15 protein-coding genes are annotated in these 15,739 nt (G+C 72.2%); 3 read left to right on the top strand and 12 right to left on the bottom strand.

All coding sequences use genetic code 11. From position 1 onward, the window contains the following. Positions 1-129: 129 nt before the first annotated feature. From OOK34_RS14760 to OOK34_RS14740, 5 genes are all read right to left on the bottom strand, one after another. Positions 130-1,815, bottom strand: a complete 1,686-nt coding sequence (locus OOK34_RS14760; protein ID WP_267034326.1) for a uroporphyrinogen-III synthase — start codon at positions 1,813-1,815, stop codon at positions 130-132. Beyond that, a complete protein-coding gene (gene hemC, locus OOK34_RS14755) occupies positions 1,812-2,780 on the bottom strand; it encodes a hydroxymethylbilane synthase (RefSeq protein ID WP_267034325.1) in 969 nt (322 codons plus the stop codon). The genes OOK34_RS14760 and hemC overlap by 4 nt, the downstream gene beginning before the upstream one ends. Continuing rightward, complete coding sequence (locus OOK34_RS14750; protein WP_267034324.1) at positions 2,777-4,564, bottom strand: glutamyl-tRNA reductase; 1,788 nt, start codon at positions 4,562-4,564, stop codon at positions 2,777-2,779. Before OOK34_RS14750 ends, hemC begins: the two co-directional genes overlap by 4 nt. Beyond that, the gene (locus OOK34_RS14745; RefSeq protein WP_267034323.1) at positions 4,561-5,385 is read right to left on the bottom strand and encodes a redox-sensing transcriptional repressor Rex; all 825 of its coding nucleotides are present in this window, start codon (positions 5,383-5,385) and stop codon (positions 4,561-4,563) included. The genes OOK34_RS14750 and OOK34_RS14745 overlap by 4 nt, the downstream gene beginning before the upstream one ends. Before the next feature lie 273 nt (positions 5,386-5,658). Further along, positions 5,659-5,937 carry a glutaredoxin family protein gene (locus tag OOK34_RS14740; protein WP_267034322.1) on the bottom strand — a complete coding sequence of 93 codons (279 nt, stop codon included), beginning with the start codon at positions 5,935-5,937 and terminating at the stop codon, positions 5,659-5,661. 100 nt (positions 5,938-6,037) lie between these two features. On the opposite strand from OOK34_RS14740, the gene OOK34_RS14735 reads away from it, so the two are divergent. The 3 genes from OOK34_RS14735 to OOK34_RS14725 all read left to right on the top strand — a co-directional run bounded on the left by OOK34_RS14735 (position 6,038) and on the right by OOK34_RS14725 (position 9,665). Further along, positions 6,038-7,072: an HAD family phosphatase gene (locus OOK34_RS14735; protein ID WP_267034321.1), complete on the top strand. Its 1,035-nt coding sequence runs from the start codon at positions 6,038-6,040 to the stop codon at positions 7,070-7,072. Between the two features lie 340 nt (positions 7,073-7,412). Beyond that, on the top strand, positions 7,413-8,225 hold the full coding sequence (locus OOK34_RS14730; RefSeq protein ID WP_267034320.1) for an ECF subfamily RNA polymerase sigma factor, BldN family: 813 nt from the start codon (positions 7,413-7,415) through the stop codon (positions 8,223-8,225). A 225-nt stretch (positions 8,226-8,450) separates the two neighbouring features. Beyond that, positions 8,451-9,665: a DUF5667 domain-containing protein gene (locus tag OOK34_RS14725; RefSeq protein WP_267034319.1), complete on the top strand. Its 1,215-nt coding sequence runs from the start codon at positions 8,451-8,453 to the stop codon at positions 9,663-9,665. A gap of 78 nt (positions 9,666-9,743) precedes the next feature. Here OOK34_RS14725 and OOK34_RS14720 read toward each other — a convergent pair whose 3' ends face one another. From OOK34_RS14720 to OOK34_RS14690, 7 genes are all read right to left on the bottom strand, one after another. After that, positions 9,744-10,736 carry a lysophospholipid acyltransferase family protein gene (locus OOK34_RS14720; protein WP_267034318.1) on the bottom strand — a complete coding sequence of 331 codons (993 nt, stop codon included), beginning with the start codon at positions 10,734-10,736 and terminating at the stop codon, positions 9,744-9,746. Then, positions 10,736-11,785 carry an NAD-dependent epimerase/dehydratase family protein gene (locus OOK34_RS14715; protein ID WP_267034317.1) on the bottom strand — a complete coding sequence of 350 codons (1,050 nt, stop codon included), beginning with the start codon at positions 11,783-11,785 and terminating at the stop codon, positions 10,736-10,738. Before OOK34_RS14715 ends, OOK34_RS14720 begins: the two co-directional genes overlap by 1 nt. Before the next feature lie 96 nt (positions 11,786-11,881). After that, the gene (locus tag OOK34_RS14710) at positions 11,882-11,980 is read right to left on the bottom strand and encodes an AURKAIP1/COX24 domain-containing protein (protein WP_003948845.1); all 99 of its coding nucleotides are present in this window, start codon (positions 11,978-11,980) and stop codon (positions 11,882-11,884) included. Between the two features lie 152 nt (positions 11,981-12,132). Next, entirely contained in the window at positions 12,133-12,342 is a 210-nt protein-coding gene (locus OOK34_RS14705; protein WP_162688852.1) for a helix-turn-helix domain-containing protein, read from the bottom strand. Between the two features lie 115 nt (positions 12,343-12,457). Continuing rightward, the gene (locus tag OOK34_RS14700) at positions 12,458-13,288 is read right to left on the bottom strand and encodes a phosphatase (protein WP_267034316.1); all 831 of its coding nucleotides are present in this window, start codon (positions 13,286-13,288) and stop codon (positions 12,458-12,460) included. A gap of 89 nt (positions 13,289-13,377) precedes the next feature. Then, on the bottom strand, positions 13,378-14,526 hold the full coding sequence (locus tag OOK34_RS14695; protein WP_267036743.1) for an acetoin utilization protein AcuC: 1,149 nt from the start codon (positions 14,524-14,526) through the stop codon (positions 13,378-13,380). Further along, on the bottom strand, positions 14,498-15,721 hold the full coding sequence (locus OOK34_RS14690) for an MFS transporter (protein WP_267034315.1): 1,224 nt from the start codon (positions 15,719-15,721) through the stop codon (positions 14,498-14,500). The genes OOK34_RS14695 and OOK34_RS14690 overlap by 29 nt, the downstream gene beginning before the upstream one ends. Between the last annotated feature and the right edge of the window lie 18 nt (positions 15,722-15,739).

Below are 15,739 nucleotides of genomic sequence, written 5' to 3'. Positions count from 1 at the left end.
GGAACCCGCGCGGCTACTCAGACCCGCCTGGGTATCCGCCCCGCAGCGAGCCACCCGGTACGCCGAAGGGGCCCGGGGGCGTACACCGCACCCGGACCCCTTCAGCCCCTCACTTCACTTCACTTCACTTCACGTCGCACGACGGCGGCGCGCGCCCGGCCGGCGCTCGCTCGGCCGGGACACCGTCTCGCCGGCCTCCTTGGCCGCCTCCCGGCGCGCCTCCCCGTACGCGGCCAGCGCCTCCGCCAGCTTGCCCACGCTCGGCTCCGGCGACAGCACGTCCACGCGCAGCCCGTGCTCCTCCGCCGTCTTGGCCGTCGCCGGCCCGATACAGGCGATGACGGTCACGTTGTGCGGCTTGCCCGCGATCCCGACCAGGTTCCGCACGGTCGAGGAGGAGGTGAACAGCACGGCGTCGAAACCGCCGCCCTTGATCGCCTCACGCGTGTCCGCCGGCGGCGGCGAGGCCCGCACGGTCCGGTAGGCCGTGACGTCGTCGACCTCCCAGCCCAGCTCTATCAGCCCGGCCACCAGCGTCTCCGTCGCGATGTCGGCACGCGGCAGGAAGACGCGGTCGATCGGGTCGAAGACCGGGTCGTAGGGCGGCCAGTCCTCCAGCAGCCCGGCCGCCGACTGCTCACCGCTCGGCACCAGGTCCGGCTTCACACCGAACTCCACCAGCGCGGCCGCGGTCTGCTCGCCCACCGCGGCGACCTTGATGCCCGCGAAGGCGCGCGCGTCGAGCCCGTACTCCTCGAACTTCTCCCGCACGGCCTTGACCGCGTTCACCGACGTGAAAGCGATCCACTCATAGCGGCCCGTCACCAGGCCCTTGACCGCCCGCTCCATCTGCTGCGGGGTGCGCGGCGGCTCCACGGCGATGGTCGGCACCTCGTGCGGCACCGCGCCGTACGAACGCAGCTGGTCGGAGAGCGAAGCGGCCTGCTCCTTCGTACGCGGTACGAGGACCCGCCAGCCGAACAGCGGCTTCGACTCGAACCAGGCCAGCTCCTCGCGCCGCGCCGCGGCACTCTGCTCACCGACCACGGCTATCACCGGACGCGAGCCCTCGGGCGACGGGAGCACCTTGCCCTGCTTGAACACCTGGGCGATGGTGCCCAGGGTCGCGCTCCAGGTCCGCTGCCGGGTCGTCGTACCGCCGACGGTCACCGTCAGCGGGGTCTCGGGCTTGCGCCCGGCCGACACCAGCTCGGCGGCCGCGCTCGCGACGGTCTCCAGCGTCGCGGAGACCACGACGCTGCAGTCGCTGGTGCCCACCTCGCTCCAGCAGCGCGCCGAGGCGTGCCGCGCGTCCACGAAGCGCACGTCGGCGCCCTGCTCGCCGCGCAGCGGCACACCCGCGTACGCGGGCACGCCGACGGCGGTCGCCACTCCGGGGACCACCTCGAAGGGGATCCCCTGGTGGGCGCAGGCCAGCATCTCCTGGGCCGCGTTCCCCTCCAGGCCGGGGTCGCCGGTCACCGCACGGACGACCCGCCTGCCGGAGCGCGCGGCCTCCATGACAAGATTGGCAACGTCCGCGGCGGTCGACGGAGTACGGATCGCCGGGACCCCGGCGGCGGCTGACACATCGTCAGCGACCGTCAGCTGCGGCGTGTCGACACCCGCGCGCGCGTGGGTCCGTACGACCTCGAGCACCTCGGGCTCCGCGATCAGTACGTCCGCGGCGGCGAGCGCCTCCACGGCGCGCAGCGTCAGCAAACCCGGGTCACCCGGGCCCGCACCGAGGAAGGTGACGAGCCCGGGGGCGGCGATGCCCGCGAGGGGGGAGGTGGTGGGACTTGAGGGGTTCAAAGGGATCGCTCCCCCATCAGACCGGCCGCGCCCTTGGCCAGCATCTCGTCCGCGAGTTCGCGGCCGAGCGCCATGGCCTCGTCGTACGACTGGGGCACGGGACCGGTGGTGGACAGCTGCACCAGCGTCGAACCGTCGAGGGTTCCGACGACACCACGCAGGCGCATTTCATTGACAATCTGCCCGTCGGCCAGCAGGTCGGCGAGCGCGCCCACGGGCGCGCTGCAGCCGGCCTCCAGGGCGGCGAGCAGGGCACGCTCCGCGGTCACGGCGGCCCGGGTGAGCGGGTCGTCGAGCCGGCCGAGCGCGGCGATGAGGTCCGCGTCGGACGCGAGGCACTCCACGGCCAGGGCACCCTGGCCGGGCGCGGGCAGGACGTTGTCGACCGACAGCAGGTCGGTCGCCTCGTCGGCGCGGCCGATCCGGTTCAGCCCGGCGGCGGCCAGCACGACCGCGTCGAGCTCACCGTCCCGCACGAAGCCGATCCGGGTGTCGACGTTGCCGCGGATGGCGACGGTCTCGATGGACTTGCCCAGGCTGCGGGCGTACGCGTTCAGCTGCGCCATGCGGCGCGGCGAACCGGTACCCACGCGGGCGCCGTCGGGCAGCTGCTCGAAGGTCAGGCCGTCGCGGGCCACCAGCGCGTCGCGCGGGTCCTCGCGCTCGGGCATGGCCGCGATGACCAGCTCGTCGGGCTGCGCGGTCGGCAGGTCCTTCAGCGAGTGCACGGCGAAGTCGACCTCGCCGCGGACCAGGGCCTCGCGCAGGGCCGTGACGAACACGCCGGTGCCGCCGATCTGCGCGAGGTTCTCGCGGGACACGTCACCGTACGTCGTGATCTCCACGAGCTCGACGGGCCGGCCGGTGATCGCCCGTACCGCGTCGGCGACGTGGCCCGACTGGGACATGGCCAGCTTGCTCCGCCGCGTACCGAGCCGCAGCGGCTGGTCGGGACGTGTGTTCATGATGCCCGTCCTGGGTCGTCGTTCTTCGGATCGGCCGCGTCCGCCCGGCTGACGGATGCCACCGTCTGAGGGTCGAGGTCGAAGAGTTCGCGCAGCGCCTCCGCGTACCCGGCGCCGCCGGGCTCGCTCGCGAGCTGCTTGACGCGCACGGTCGGCGCGTGGAGGAGCTTGTCGACGACGCGGCGCACGGTCTGGGTGACCTCCGCCCGCTGCCGGTCGTCGAGATCGGGTACCCGCCCGTCGAGCCGTGCCACCTCCATGGCGACGACCTCGGCGGCCATCGCCCGCAGGGCGACGACGGTGGGGGTGATGTGCGCGGCTCGCTGCGCCGCCCCGAAGGCGGCGACCTCCTCGGCGACTATCCCGCGCACGGCGTCCACGTCGGCGGCCATCGGGGCGTCGGCGGAAGCCTCGGCCAGGCTCTCGATGTCAACGAGCCTCACGCCCGGGATCCGGTGCACGGCGGCGTCGATGTCCCGGGGCATGGCCAGGTCCAGCAGCGCCAGCCGTACGGCCGCGCCGTCGACGGAACTCCGGACCGTCCTGCGGGGCTGCCGCTGCGCGGCGGCCTCGCCCTGATCGGCCCAGGCCCCGTGCAGCTCGAGGGAGTTGGCGTCGACCCCGGTCAGCGCGGACCGCCCGTCCCCGGCCGGCACGTCCAGCCCGACGGGACACCCGTCAGCCCCGACAACAGCCGTAATGGTCCGCGCGGCCCCGGCATCGGCAATCCGCCGCCCCGCTTCCGCGGCAGCCACGAGCCGCGCCAGCACATCGGCATCCGGCCCGGACATCCCGGAGCGAAGCCCCTGGGAGTCCTGGGCCGCAGCCCCGGCCACATCCAGCCCCGCCGGCGTTTGAGGCGCGGGGTCCGGGGCGGAGCCCCGGGTGGGGGCCGGGGGCTGGCCCCCGGTTTCGGGAAGGGGCGGGGTGGGGGAGAGCCCCGCAGGGCCACCCGCCACCGCCGCGGCCACGTCGTCCCCGGTCAGGACCAACCCAGTGGCCCCGGTACAGGAGACGACCACGTCAACACGTGTCAGCTCCTCCGCGACAGCGGACATGCCGACGGCCCGCGCCGCGACACCAGTGCCCGAGGCAACCAAAATCTCCGCAAGACGCTCCGCCCGCTCCGCGGTCCGGTTCGCCACCACGACCTCGGCAACCCCCACCCGCGCCAGCGTCGCGGCGGCCAGTGAGGACATCGACCCGGCGCCGATCACCAGCGCCCGCTTCCCGGCGGCCCACTCCCCCACCGGCAGGTGCACGGCGAGCTGCTCCAGCCCGAAGGTCACCAGCGACTGCCCGGCCCGGTCGATCCCGGTCTCCGAGTGTGCCCGCTTGCCGACCCGCAGCGCCTGCTGGAACAGGTCGTTGATCAGCCGGCCCGCCGTGTGCAGCTCCTGCCCCAGCGCCAGCGCGTCCTTGATCTGCCCGAGGATCTGCCCCTCGCCGACCACCATCGAGTCCAGCCCGCACGCCACCGAAAACAGGTGGTGCACGGCCCGGTCCTCGTAGTGCACGTACAGATAAGGCGTGAGCTCCTCCAGCGCGACACCACTGTGCTGCGCCAGCAAGGTGGACAGCTCGGCGACACCGGCGTGGAACTTGTCCACGTCCGCGTACAGCTCGATGCGGTTGCACGTGGCGAGCACCGCCGCCTCGGCCGCCGGCTCGGCGGCCAGGGTGTCGTGCAGCAGCTTGACCTTGGCGTCGGCGGACAGCGAAGCCCGCTCCAGCACGCTCACCGGCGCGCTGCGGTGGCTCAGGCCTACGACCAGCAGACTCATGCCGGCATCACCGCCGGAACGTCACCCTCGGGACCGCCCTTGCGCGCGGCGGCCGCGGCCCGTCCGGCCGGCGGCTCGACGGCGGCGGCGGGCGCGGCACCGGTCCCGCCCCCGGCGACAGCGTCCGCACCCGGCTCCACATCCGCACCGCCGGCGATCTCGCCGGCCTTGCGCTGCTCGTGGAACGCCAGGATCTGGAGCTCGATGGAGAGGTCGACCTTGCGCACGTCCACGCCCTCGGGCACGGACAGCACGGTCGGCGCGAAGTTCAGGATGGACGTGACCCCGGCGGCGATCAGCCGCTCGCTGACCTGCTGGGCGGCCCCCGCCGGGGTCGCGATGACCCCGATCGAGACGCCGTTCTCCTCGATGATCTTCTCGAGGTCGTCGGTGTGCTGCACGGGCATGCCGGCCACCGGCTTGCCGGCCATGGCCGGGTCGGCGTCGATCAGCGCGGCCACGCGGAAGCCGCGCGAGGCGAAACCGCCGTAGTTGGCGAGGGCCGCGCCGAGGTTGCCGATGCCGACGATGACGACCGGCCAGTCCTGGGTCAGCCCGAGCTCGCGGGAGATCTGGTAGACGAGGTACTCGACGTCGTAGCCGACGCCCCGCGTCCCGTAGGAACCGAGGTACGAGAAGTCCTTGCGCAGCTTCGCCGAGTTGACCCCGGCGGCGGCCGCGAGCTCCTCGGAGGACACCGTGGGGACCGATCGCTCGGAGAGCGCGGTGAGGGCGCGCAAGTACAGCGGAAGCCGGGCGACAGTGGCCTCGGGAATACCTCGGCTGCGGGTCGCCGGTCGGTGAGTTCGGCCAGTTGCCACGATGCTCCTGCGGGATGAGCGGGGCTGCAGGCGGCCTCTTGTCCCAGGACCGCCCCGTCGAATGCAGGCTATGTCTTTGTGAACGCGTGCACAAAGATTGTGTCCGCTTTGTCCGAGCAAAGTGACCGGGGTCACGCGGGCTGCACGGATGGGGCCGGGGCCGGGGAGGGGCCGAACCCGTTCAAATCCCGAGGGGGGCAAAACCGTACACACTCCTCATCGATACGCCCCCGAGTCCCCATAAATCGCCCACGATGGTAACGGGCGAAACGGTCAGGATCCCAATGCCCGTCGCAGCCGGTCAGGGTTCACCCTCCAGAAGGTGTGCTGTTCGCCGTCCACCAGCACCACCGGAATCTGCTCCCAGTGCAGCCGGTAGAGCTCTTCGTCCTGCGAGATGTCCTTCTTCTCCCACTGTGCGCCCGTCTCGGCGCAGATCTCCTCGATCACTTCCTGGGCGTCATCGCAGAGATGGCACCCCGGCTTCCCGATGAGCGTCACCATCCGCTCTTCGGGACGCTTCTTTTCCTTACGGCGCAGCAAAGGACTCATGTCCTCATTGTCCCGCGACCGGGCCGGGGTGCCCGAAGAGTTAACCGCTCCGTTTCCCGGCGGTTCGGGAACTCCCGAACACAATGGCTATGCTCGCGTCATGGCCGCTCTGGGATGGCTCACCCCCCGTAGGCGCTCCGCGACGGCGCGGAGCGTGCTGGCAGGCGAGGCCTCGGCCGAGGCCGCCCGCAAGACCGCGCAGGCCGACGCCCCGCCACACACCGCACCACCCGCCGAGGTCAGCGCACCCGAAGCGGCCGAGGCCGCCGAAGCCGCCGAGGCCGCCGAGGCCGCCGAAGTGCGGGCCGCGGAGGCGCGGGCCACCGAGGAGGAGGCCGCCGAGCCTCAGTTCCCGGTCCCCGGCGACGACCTCGCCGCCGCCTTCTTCGACCTCGACAACACCGTCATGCAGGGCGCCGCGATCTTCCACTTCGGCCGCGGCCTCTACAAGCGCGAGTTCTTCCGCCGCCGCGAACTGGCCCGCTTCGCCTGGCAGCAGGCCTGGTTCCGGCTCGCCGGGGTCGAAGACCCCGAGCACATGCAGGACGCCCGCGACAGCGCCCTGTCCATCGTCAAGGGCCACAAGGTCTCCGAACTCATGGCCATCGGCGAGGAGATCTACGACGAGTACATGGCGGAGCGGATCTGGCCGGGCACCCGCGCCCTGGCCCAGGCCCACCTCGACGCCGGCCAGAAGGTGTGGCTGGTCACCGCCGCCCCCGTCGAGACGGCCACGATCATCGCCCGCCGCCTCGGCCTGACCGGCGCCCTGGGCACCGTCGCCGAGTCCGTCGACGGGGTCTACACCGGGCGCCTGGTCGGCGAGCCGCTGCACGGCCCCGCCAAGGCGGAGGCGGTGCGCGCGCTGGCCGCCGCCGAGGAGCTCGACCTCGAACGCTGCGCGGCGTACAGCGATTCGCACAACGACATCCCGATGCTGTCACTGGTCGGGCATCCGTACGCGATCAATCCCGACACAAAACTGCGCAAGCATGCCCGGACCAACGACTGGCGCCTGCGCGACTATCGGACCGGCCGCAAGGCCGTGAAGGTCGGCGTCCCGGCCGCCGCCGGAGTCGGCGCGATCGCGGGCGGCGCGGCCGCCGCCATCGCCCTGCACAGGCGCCGCAAGTAGCAACGCCGGGCCCCGGCCCCGCCAGGGGCGGCCCGGCGACCATTCGCTCCCCTCTACCCGCGCCGTCGGCGCGGCACTCCGGCCTGCCCTACTCGGTCGTGAGCCACCGTGGAAGCGTCCATTCCGTGCACCCAAGCGATCAAGAACCGATCACCAACCGGGCCTGAATATGCCCTCGACACGCAACAGAAGTGTCGGAACCGGTGATTTAGGCAACTGGGTGTAGCGCTGCCTGTACGAAGCGTTATTCTCCTCAAACGCATGCCACCGGCCATCTGTCGCCACGACGGGTGAACGGTCCCGCACTGCACGTGATGGAAGCTCTGCCTCTGGGAGTCCCGTGTACCCACCTGTCGGGGTTGACGCCTCGGGCCTGGCTACGCTGCGCGCGACGGTCCTCGACCACCTGCGCGGCTTCGTCCCCACCGCGTACGCCGTCCCCGCCTTCGCCGCCGTCCCTGCCGGCCTCGGCCCGGCCGGCCCCTGCTACGCCCTGACGGACGGCGGGGCGACCGTGGGCAGACGCGGTCGCGCGGGCTCCGGCTCGACCGCCGCCGCAAGCGGCACGAGCACGCCCACCGCCCGCCGCCCCACCGCGGACAGCGACCAGGCCCGCATGATGGACCTGGTCGAGCGCGCCCAGGCCGGTGAGGCCGAGGCCTTCGGCCGCCTCTACGACCAGTACAGCGACACGGTGTACCGCTACATCTACTACCGCGTCGGCGGCAAGGCGACCGCGGAGGATCTCACCAGCGAGACCTTCCTGCGCGCGCTGCGCCGCATCTCCACCTTCACCTGGCAGGGCCGCGACTTCGGCGCCTGGCTGGTGACCATCGCGCGGAACCTGGTGGCGGACCACTTCAAGTCCAGCCGCTTCCGCCTGGAGGTCACCACCGGCGAGATGCTCGACGCCAACGAGGTGGAGCGCAGCCCCGAGGACTCCGTCCTGGAGTCCCTCTCCAACGCGGCGCTGCTCGAGGCCGTACGGAAACTGAACCCCCAGCAGCAGGAGTGCGTCACCTTGCGCTTCCTCCAGGGCCTCTCGGTCGCCGAGACCGCCCGGGTGATGGGCAAGAACGAGGGGGCCATCAAGACCCTCCAGTACCGGGCCGTCCGCACCCTGGCCCGTCTGCTGCCGGACGACGCCCGCTGACCCGCCCCGACACGACCTCACACCCGGTGACCCCTCGATGACGCTGTGGTCCGATCATCCTTCGTCCGTAACCCAAGTGCCGCGCCGCTCGTTGTGCGGAATGCAGGCTCCCTGTGGACAAGCCCTGCCCGAAGCCGCTCACCCGAAAGTGTGGACGTGCTCAAGGAAGGCAACCTTCCGGACACCTTGGGGAGTCGATCGTCATGACGAGAGGAGGTGCCGCCAGTGATCGCGAACGTTACTCCGCACCGGCGGGCGAACGCCTTCGCCCAGGCCCTGGAGGATCGGACCCCGTCCGACCTTTCGGAACCGGACCCGGCGGCCGAGCAGTCCGAGGCACCTGCCGAACCTGCCGACCACGACCGGTTGTTGGCCCTGGCGAACGTACTCGGCGAAAGAATGCCGCGCCCGGTGCTGGACCCCGAGGTCAAAGTGGTGCAACGAGCACAGCTCGTCGCCGCCATGGAGGCCATGGTGATGGAGGAGAGGGCCGGGGGCGGTGCCGCCGCGGACCCTCTGGTGCCCGAACAGCGGACCGGCCGCGGCGCCCACCGGGCGACCTCGCTCCGGAAATTGCGGCCCCGCTCCCGCTGGTCCAAGGGCATCGCAGCGGGGGGCCTCACCGTGGGTGTGGCCGCAGGGGCCTTCAGCGGAGTGGCCGCTGCCAGCACCGACGCCCTGCCCGGTGACAGCCTCTACCCCGTCAAGCGGGGCATGGAGGATCTCAAGCTGGGCATGGCCGAGGAGGACGCGGACAGGGGGCGGCTCTACCTCGACCAGGCCTCCAACCGCCTGTCCGAAGCGCGCCGCCTCATGGAACGGGGCCGCTCCGGCCCCCTGGACCACGAGGTACTGGGCGAGATCCGCCGGGCCCTGGCAGGCATGAAGCACGACGCCTCCGAAGGCCACCGGCTGCTCCAGGCCGCGTACGTACGGGACGGCAACATCAGCCCGATCCAGGCCCTGTCCACGTTCTCCAGCTCCCACCGCGACGCGTGGGGCCGGCTCCGGTCGAACCTGCCGCCGCAGCTGACGGACGTGGGCGACCAGGTGACCTCGGTCTTCCAGGCCATAGACGATGACGTGGCGCCGCTCCAGGGCCTGCTGCCCAAGACCCCGGAGCAGTCCCGCGGCGGCCCCGGCGGGTCCCCCGCCAAGCCGAGCGCCCCGGCGGCGGGCAAGCAGCATCCCGCACCGGCACCGGACGCCCCCGCCTCGGCGGCGGCCCCTGCCACCCCAAGCCCCTCCGGCAGCCCCCAACAGGCGCCCGGCAGCGGCCTCCTGGGCGGTACGGGCGACCTGCTGAACCCCCCGGCGCGCAACCAGTCCGCCCCGCCCCCCTCGTCCACCCCGGCGGCCCCCCAGCCGGACATCACCCTCCCGCCCCTCCTCCCGGGCCTCCTCCCGGGCCTGGGCATCCAGGCGGAGGACGCCGAGTAGCACCGAAAACGCCGGCGAGGCTCAGCCTCGCCGGCGTTTGAGGCGCGGGGTCTGGGGCGGAGCCCCAGCACTCAACGGTCAGAAGAACACGGACCTCCGCTGCACCAGCAGCTTGTACAGGGTGTGCTGTATCTGCTCCCGCACCTGGTCCGTCAGGTTGAACATCAGCATCGGATCCTCCGCGGCCTCGGGCGCGTACCCGTCCGTCGGAATCGGCTCCCCGAACTGGATCGTCCACTTAGTCGGCAGCGGCACCGCCCCCAACGGCCCCAGCCAAGGGAACGTCGGCGTGACGGGAAAGTACGGCACCCCCAGCAGCCGCGCCAGCGTCTTGGCGTTGCCGATCATCGGGTAGATCTCCTCCGCGCCCACGATCGAGCACGGCACGATCGGCGTGCCCGCTCTCAGCGCCGTGGACACGAACCCGCCCCGCCCGAACCGCTGGAGCTTGTACCGCTCGCCGAACGGCTTCCCTATCCCCTTGAAGCCCTCCGGCATCACCCCGACCAGTTCCCCGGCCTCCAGCAGCCGCTGCGCGTCCTCCGCGCAGGCCAGCGTGTGGCCGGCCTTCCGCGCGAGCTCGTTCACCACCGGCAGCATGAACACCAGGTCCGCCGCCAGCAGCCGCAGGTGCCGCTCCGCGGGGTGGTGGTCGTGCACGGCCACCTGGAGCATCAGCCCGTCCAGCGGGAGCGTCCCCGAGTGGTTCGCCACGATCAGCGCGCCACCCTCCTTCGGGATGTTCTCGACGCCCTTGACCTCGACCCGGAAGTACTTGTCGAACAGCGGCCGCATCAGGGACATCAGGACCTGGTCCGTCAGCTCCTTGTCGTAGCCGAACTCGTCGACCTCGTACTCCCCCGTGATCCGCCGCCGCAGGAACGCCAGCCCGCCCGCGATCCGCCGGTCCCAGCCGTCACCCCCACCGGCCCGCACGGGCGCCGCGGGCGCCTGCGCGGGCGGCTCCACGACGGGCTCCACCGGGTCCGGCACCGCCCGCACCTTCCGGGCGGCCCCGCCCCGCCGGCGCGGCCGGTCCTCGTCGAACGGGATGACCTTGGCGTCGGCCACTATCGCTCCACTCCCTCGTCAACGTTCAACAGCCCCGCGACCCGCCCCACGGCCCGGCCCACCCGCTCCGGCGGCAGCAGCCCGCTCCCCCGGCTCCGCGCGAAGTCCGCGAAGGTCTCCGCGGTCGTGTACATCGGCCGGAACCCCAGCGTGTCCCGCATCTGCGTGGTCTCCACGACCCGCCCGTGCGTCAGCAGCCGGATCTGCTCCGGCGAGAAGTCCGTCACCCCCACCGCCCGCAGCGCCGACCCCACCCACGTCACCGCGGGCAGCAGCAGCGGCACCGTCGGCCGCCCCAGGCGCCGCGCGCACTGCGACAGCAGCAGCACCCCGTCGCCCGCGATGTTGAAGGTCCCGCTGTTCAGCGTCCCCCGCTCCGGCTCCCCCGCCGCCAGCCGCAGCACGTCCACCACGTCGTCCTCGTGGACGAACTGCAGCCTCGGGTCGTAGCCCAGCACCGTCGGCATCACCGGCATCGAGAAGAACTCGGCCAGCGCGGAGTCCGCGAACGGCCCCAGGATGTTCGCGAAGCGCAGCACGCACACCGCCACGTCCGGCCGCCGGCGCGCGAAGCCCCGTACGTAACCCTCGACCTCGGCGGCGTCCTTCGCGAACCCGCCCGCCGGCAGCGACTTCGGCTGCGTGGTCTCCGTGAAGACGGCCGGGTCCCGCGCCGTGCCCCCGTACACGCTGGTGCTCGACTTCACCACGAGCCGCCGTACCGTCGGGGACTTCTGGCAGGCCCCCAGGAGCTGCATCGTCCCGATGACGTTCGTTTCCTTGACGGCGCTCCGCCCGCCCTGCGCCCCGGCCGCGCCGCCGGTGACCGCCAGATGGACCACCGTGTCCACGGCGTGCTCCGCGAGCACCCGGGCGATGGCCGACTGCCTGATGTCCGTACGCACGAACTCGGCCGAGCCGAGCCGGTGCGGCGGGCTCACCGCGTCGACCGCGACGACCTTTTCCACCTCGGGGTCGCGCTGGATGCGGCGCACGAAGCGGCCCCCCAGCTGCCGGGACGCCCCGGTGACGAGCACGACCTTCCCCACGAGCTCAGCGCCTCCCTCGAAGAAGTACCCCCGGCTGCACCGCAGCCCCTCCACCAGGATGGTGGAGGGGCTGCGGAGAACACGTACAGCTGCCGTTTACTTCTTGTTACGGCGCTGGACGCGGGTGCGCTTGAGCAGCTTGCGGTGCTTCTTCTTAGCCATCCGCTTGCGCCGCTTCTTGATAACAGAGCCCACGACTACCCTCGCTCACTTCTCGGAACATCCCCGCGCTAGCGGGGATCGGTGCGGGGCGTCTGGGCCCACACGACCTACGTCGGCCTAGCCTACCCGCCTAAAGTCCGAGCTTGTAATCCGAGGGCCGCCGCAGGTTGCCCTGAGCCTCACTCTCAGGCCGACTCCACCCCCACGAAGGACTCCCGGAGGTACTCGTGGACCGCGTTCTCGGGGACCCGGAAGGACCGGCCCACCCGGATCGCGGGCAGATGACCGTTGTGCACCAGCCGGTACACGGTCATCTTCGACACTCGCATCACCGAGGCGACCTCCGCCACGGTCAGGAACTGAACCTCACTGAGAGGCCTCTCGCCAGCAGCCATGACACCCACCTGACCTTCCGCGCATGACGGGCACCGGCTTCCCCTCCGGTTACTCCTCGTCGTCGCACGCTCACTCCCCAGAGTAGGGGCGGGTGATACGAGTGGGGAAGAGGAGCTACGGCCACTCCTGACGCCCCGGCAGTCTGGCGCGATGCAACACGTGACGAACGAGCGGACCGTAGTAGTCCGAACGGACCCCGTCATCAAGCGGAACCGCCACCGCCACCCGCCCCTCGGCCTCCCCCACGAACAACGCGGGATCATCCGTATCTGCCAGCCCGATGGCCTCCACACCCAGCTGACCTGCACCGCAGACCCACCCGTGGTCACCCACCACCAGTTCCGGCAGCGGCCCCCCGGCCTCCGCCAACGCACCGAGCGCCATCCGAACCGGCAGCGGCGAATGGGTGTGTGCGCCGGTGGCACTCCCGGGCGGCCGCGCGCCGGGTTCCCGCACCAGTGCGACTCCCCGTACGTACTCGATGCGGTGCGGGCGTACGCCGAACCGGGTCGTTATGTCGACAAGCACCCCCTGCGCCGGGGTGAGGACAACACATCCCGCCGCCGACAGCGCCCGCGCCAAAGCGGCGTAGAACCCCAGGAGCCGGTGCGGGTGCCCCGTCCCGATCAGTACCGGCGACCGCGCGCCCGCCGCCGCCGCCAGCCGCTCCGCGAAGGCCTCCAGGGCCGCCACCGTCCGCTCCGGATCGATCACGTCCGGCCCGCTGACGTGCGCCGGATCCGCCGAGACCCCGCACTTCGCCGCCATCAGCCCCAGCACTTCACCCACGCCCCAGGACCGCTCCGGCTCCAGCCCCAGCAGCACCCGCGGATCCCGCGCCGCGAACAGCCGGTAACTGCGCAGGCTCTCCTCCCGCGACGTCGCGACGGGCCCGGCCAACCGGGCGGCCAGCAGATGCGCACGGAGCGCGCCGGTGCTCAACACCCTCCGATGCTGCCGCACCCGATCTGCCGGTTCATCACTTCGGGAGAACCGCCCCACAGTTGGCGTAACGACACCTCGTCAGACCGGCCTCACACCAGCATCCCGCGCAGCGGGAACACCGCCCGCCGCGTCGCCAGAACGGCCTGATCCGTACGGTCCGCCGGGTCGTAGCCGGCGTCCCAATCCCGCCATCCGACGCTGCGGCCGTCCGTCATCCGGCCCGGCCCGGGCTGCCGCGTCCGCGCGTACACCTCGTCCCGCCAGGACTGCGGCACCTCCGACAGCGGATCCACCGGCCGGTGCGCGGCGATCCCCACCAGGTGCGTCCACGACCGCGGCACGACGTCCACCACCGCGTACCCACCACCGCCCAGCGCCAGCCAGCGCCCGCCGGCGTACTCGTGCGCCAGCCGGTGACAGGCCTCCTGCACGGCCCGCTGCGCGTCCAGCGACACCGCCAGATGGGCGAGCGGGTCCTCGAAGTGCGTGTCGGCCCCGTGCTGGGTCACCAGCACCTGCGGCCGGAAGTCCGCCAGCAGCTCCGGCACCACCGCGTGGAAGGCCCGCAGCCACCCCTCGTCCCCCGTCCCCGCGGGCAGCGCCACATTCACCGCGCTCCCCTCGGCGGCCTCACCGCCCGTCTCCTCCGGCCAGCCCGTCTGCGGGAACAGCGTCCGCGGATGCTCGTGCACCGAGACCGTCAGCACCCGGGGGTCGTCCCAGAAGGCCGCCTGCACCCCGTCCCCGTGGTGCACGTCGACGTCCACGTACGCGACCCGCTCGGCCCCCAGCTCCAGCAGCCGCGCGATCGCCAGCGCCGCGTCGTTGTACACGCAGAACCCGGCCGCCCCGCCCGGCATCGCGTGGTGCAGCCCGCCGGCGAAGTTCACCGCGTGCGCGGCCTCACCCCGCCAGATCGCCTCGGCCGCCGCCACCGACTGCCCGGCGATCAGCGCCGACGCCTCGTGCATCCCGTGGAACGCCGGATCGTCCATCGTCCCCAGCCCGTACGAGCCGTCCGCGACCCCCGGGTCCGCCGACACCTCCCGCACCGCGGCGACGTAGTCCTCCCGGTGGACCAGCCGCAGCGTCGAGTCCCCGGCCGCGGGGGCCGCCCGTACCTCCATCTCCCGGTCCAGCCCGAAGGCACGCACCAGGCCCATGGTCAGCGCCAGGCGCACCGGGTCCATCGGATGGCTCGGTCCGAAGTCATACCTCGTTACCGCCTCGTCCCACATCAACAACCCGGTCACCGGCTCGCCGCTCATGCCCGACACCGTATCGGGCCCCGTCCGAACCGAACGAGCGGGCGTAGAACAACGTCACCAGCACCAGCACCATCGGCACCACCATGGCACCCCGGTAGCTCCAGGCGTCCCCGATCCCCCCGACGAGCGGCGAACCGATCAGGAACCCCACGTAGTTGAAGATGTTCAGCCGCGCCACGGCCGTGTCGGACGCCCCCGGGAACAGCCTCCCGGCCGCCGCGAAGGTCTGCGGCACGATCACGCACAGCCCGATCCCCAGCAGCGTGAACCCGAGCATCCCCACCCACGGCCCCGGCGCGGCCGCCACCACCGCGAACCCGCCGGCCGCCACCACCGTCCCGGCCCGCACCACGGCCGCGGCCCCGAACCTGCGCACCCCCAGGTCCCCGACCGCCCGCCCGACCAGCGTGGTCACCATGTACACGTTGTACGGGACCGTCGCCAGCTGCTCCGAGCTGCCCAGCACGTCCTGGAGGTACTTGGCACTCCAGTTCGCCACCGTCGAGTCCCCGATGTACGCGCACGCCATCACCAGGCACAACGGCAGCAGCAGCTTCCCGCCCCCCGCCGGCCACCCCTGCTTCGCCTCCATGGCCTGCGCCCGGGCATCCACGTAGTACCGGCTCCCGGCCAACGCCAGCGGCAGCACCACCGCCACCGCCGGCAGGTACCCCGTGAACAGCGACAGCTGCCAGTGCGCCCCCACCCAGGCCGCCGACGCCCCCACGATCCCGCCGAGGCTGTACGCGGCGTGGAACCCCAGCATGATGCTGCGCCCGTACACCCGCTGGAGGCTCACCCCGAGCATGTTCATCGAGGCGTCCAGCGCGCCCACCGCCAGCCCGAACACCCCCAGGGCCACCGCCACATGCCACATCCGGCTGCCGGCCCCCACCCCGAGCAGGGCGAGCAGCACCACGGGCTGCGCCCACCGCAGCACCGTGCTGGGCGCGACCCGCTTCACCAGCTGCTCGGTGGCGACGCTGGAGACCCCGGCGAGGATCGGCACGGCGGCGAGGAAGGCGGGCAGCAGCCCGTCGGATATCCCGTACCGGTCCTGAATCGCCGGGATCCGCGTCACGAGCAGGGCGAAGGCGACCCCCTGCGCGAAGAAGCTGAACCCCAGCGCCCCGCGCCCGCGCCGAAGCCGCACATCAACCGTCATGGCGGCACAGCGTAGGCC

It is taken from the genome of Streptomyces sp. NBC_00091 (assembly GCF_026343185.1).
In the GTDB taxonomy this organism is placed as follows: domain Bacteria; phylum Actinomycetota; class Actinomycetes; order Streptomycetales; family Streptomycetaceae; genus Streptomyces.
The sequence above is the reverse complement of the archived record's forward strand: the minus strand, read 5'-3'. Positions and strand labels throughout refer to the sequence as shown.

Excerpts from the sequence above, each read along its gene's own strand:
- OOK34_RS14750 (WP_267034324.1), bottom strand. The coding sequence starts at position 4,564 with ATGAGTCTGCTGGTCGTAGGCCTGAGCCACCGCAGCGCGCCGGTGAGC.
- hemC (WP_267034325.1), bottom strand. The coding sequence starts at position 2,780 with ATGAACACACGTCCCGACCAGCCGCTGCGGCTCGGTACGCGGCGGAGC.
- OOK34_RS14740 (WP_267034322.1), bottom strand. The coding sequence starts at position 5,937 with ATGAGTCCTTTGCTGCGCCGTAAGGAAAAGAAGCGTCCCGAAGAGCGG.
- OOK34_RS14735 (WP_267034321.1), top strand. The coding sequence starts at position 6,038 with ATGGCCGCTCTGGGATGGCTCACCCCCCGTAGGCGCTCCGCGACGGCG.
- OOK34_RS14690 (WP_267034315.1), bottom strand. The coding sequence starts at position 15,721 with ATGACGGTTGATGTGCGGCTTCGGCGCGGGCGCGGGGCGCTGGGGTTC.
- OOK34_RS14695 (WP_267036743.1), bottom strand. The coding sequence starts at position 14,526 with ATGTGGGACGAGGCGGTAACGAGGTATGACTTCGGACCGAGCCATCCG.
- OOK34_RS14705 (WP_162688852.1), bottom strand. The coding sequence starts at position 12,342 with ATGGCTGCTGGCGAGAGGCCTCTCAGTGAGGTTCAGTTCCTGACCGTG.